General features: G+C 72.1%; 1 protein-coding gene. It reads left to right on the top strand.

Translation table 11 applies throughout. From position 1 onward, the window contains the following. Positions 1-64: 64 nt before the first annotated feature. On the top strand, positions 65-2,232 hold a 2,168-nt coding region (locus G6022_RS13495), incomplete at its 3' end, for an AAA family ATPase (RefSeq protein ID WP_182691760.1).

Here is a 2,232-nt window from a genome sequence, read left to right as displayed (position 1 = left end):
CTGGTTGTCCTGCACTGCGCGGTACACCCACCCGATGCGCAGTCCCCACCCGAGAGGAGCGCGCATGACGGGATACGACGCCGTCGACGAGGAACAGCGCCACCTCGGCCGTCTCCTCGATCGTCTCGAGGAACTCCGGGCCGACACCCGGGCCCGCCTCGACGCCGTCCTCCGGGGCACGGGGGGAACTCCTCAGGCGCGATCGGAGCGGGAGTCGTTCGCGCGGCTCTATTCGTCTGAGTTGGCGGCGTTCAACGCCGCCAACCTGGGCCTGTACTTCGGTCGGCTGGACATGGAGGACGGAGAGGTCCGGAGGATCGGGCGCGTGGGACTGAGGGACGACGACGAGGACCTCACCCCGCTCCTGCTGGACTGGCGCGCGGACCACAGCCGCCCGTTCTATCTGGCCACCACCGCCCGCCCCGAGGGCGCACACCGTCGTCGTCATCTCCGCACGATCGGCAGGAGGGTCATCGGGGTCCACGACGAGTACCTCACCGCACCGGTCGACGGTGAGGTGCCGGAGGACCACGACGACGTCGTGGGGGAATCCGCCCTGCTCGAAGCCCTGGACAGCGCGCGCTCCGCTCACATGACGGACATCGTCGCGACCATCCAACGCGAGCAGGACGAGATCATCCGCAACCCCCACGCCGGTGTCCTGGTGGTCCAGGGCGGGCCGGGGACGGGGAAGACCGCCGTGGCCCTTCACCGTGCGGCCTATCTGCTCTACACGCACCGCCGGAGGCTCGACCGCAGCGGAGTGCTCATCGTGGGGCCCAACGCGCGGTTCCTCGACTACATCGCACGCGTCCTGCCGTCGCTCGGCGAGTCGGGAGTCGTCCTGCGCACACTCGCCGACCTCTACCCCGGGGTCCGTGCCACCGGTTCGGAGACTCTCCGCGGCGAGGAGGTCAAGGGCTCGGCGGACATGGTCGACATCCTCAAGGCCGCCGTCCGCGCCCGCCAGTTCGCCCCGGGGGCGGACGTGGTGGTGCGGTGCGAGGGACACGACCTCGTCCTCACGCCCGCGGTGGTCCGCGCCGCCCGCGGCCGGGCCCGGATGACGCGGCGACCGCACAACCAGGCGCGTTCCACGTTCGCGGCGAGGATCATCGACGCTCTCACGGAGCAGTACGTGGCGTCCCTGACCGATCCCGTCGGGCACGCGGAGGACGCCGCCTGGTCCCCCGAGGGCGACGGGGTCGGGGATCTCGGGGACCCCGCCCGGCCGCTGCTGGACGCGGAGGACCGGGCCGCGCTGCGCACCGAGGTCGAACGCGCGCCCGAGGTCCTCGACGCGATCGACGACTGGTGGCCCACCCTGCGGCCGGAGCAATTGTTGGCCGACCTGTTCTCCAGCCGCGAGCGGATCTCCGAGGCGGCCGGCGACTATGTGGCCGAGGACCAGGAGGCCCTCTTCCGCGCCGACGGTGGGGCGTTCTCGGTGGCCGACGTCCCGCTCCTCGACGAACTCGCCGAACTGCTGGGCGAGGACCCCACCGAGGAGGGCAACGAGGCGGACCGAGCCTGGGCAGAACAGGTCCGTCAGGCGGAGGAGGCGCTCGAGATCCTCACCGGGTCGGCGGTCCAGGACATCGAGGACGACCTGGACCCGGAGGTCCTCATGGCGTACGACGTGGTCGACGCGGAGTCGCTCGCCCGGCGGCACAGTGCGGACTCGGACCTCACCGTCGCGGATCGTGCCGGCGCGGATCGGACGTGGGCGTTCGGTCACGTGATCGTCGACGAGGCGCAGGAGCTGTCCGCCATGGCGTGGCGCGCGCTGATGCGTCGCTCCCCCAACCGCTGGATGACCCTCGTCGGGGACGTCGCCCAGACCTCCAGCCCTGCGGGCATCGACTCGTGGGAGGACGCGCTCTCGCCGTACGTGGACGACCGGTGGGTCCTCTGCGAGCTCACCGTCAACTACCGCACCCCGGAGACAGTCTCCGCGGTCGCGGAACAGCTGCTCGCGCAGATCGACCCGGGGGCGACCTCGCCGCGCCCGGTACGTGCGGGCCGACGGCCTGTCGCGTGGCTCGAGACCGACACGGGCTCGGTGGGCCGGGTGGTGGCCGACGAGGTCTCCCTCGTGCCGGAGGACCGGGCCGTGGCCGTGCTCCTCCCCGATGACCTCGGGCACGAGAACGCCCCCGGGATCGCCGCCCTCAGGGACACCGTGATCGCGGCGCGCCCCGACGCCTCGGTCCTCCCCCTGGCCCTGGCCAA

The organism is Dietzia sp. Cai40 (assembly GCF_014145165.1).
GTDB classification, from domain to species: Bacteria; Actinomycetota; Actinomycetes; order Mycobacteriales; family Mycobacteriaceae; genus Dietzia; species Dietzia natronolimnaea.
The sequence above is the reverse complement of the archived record's forward strand: the minus strand, read 5'-3'. Positions and strand labels throughout refer to the sequence as shown.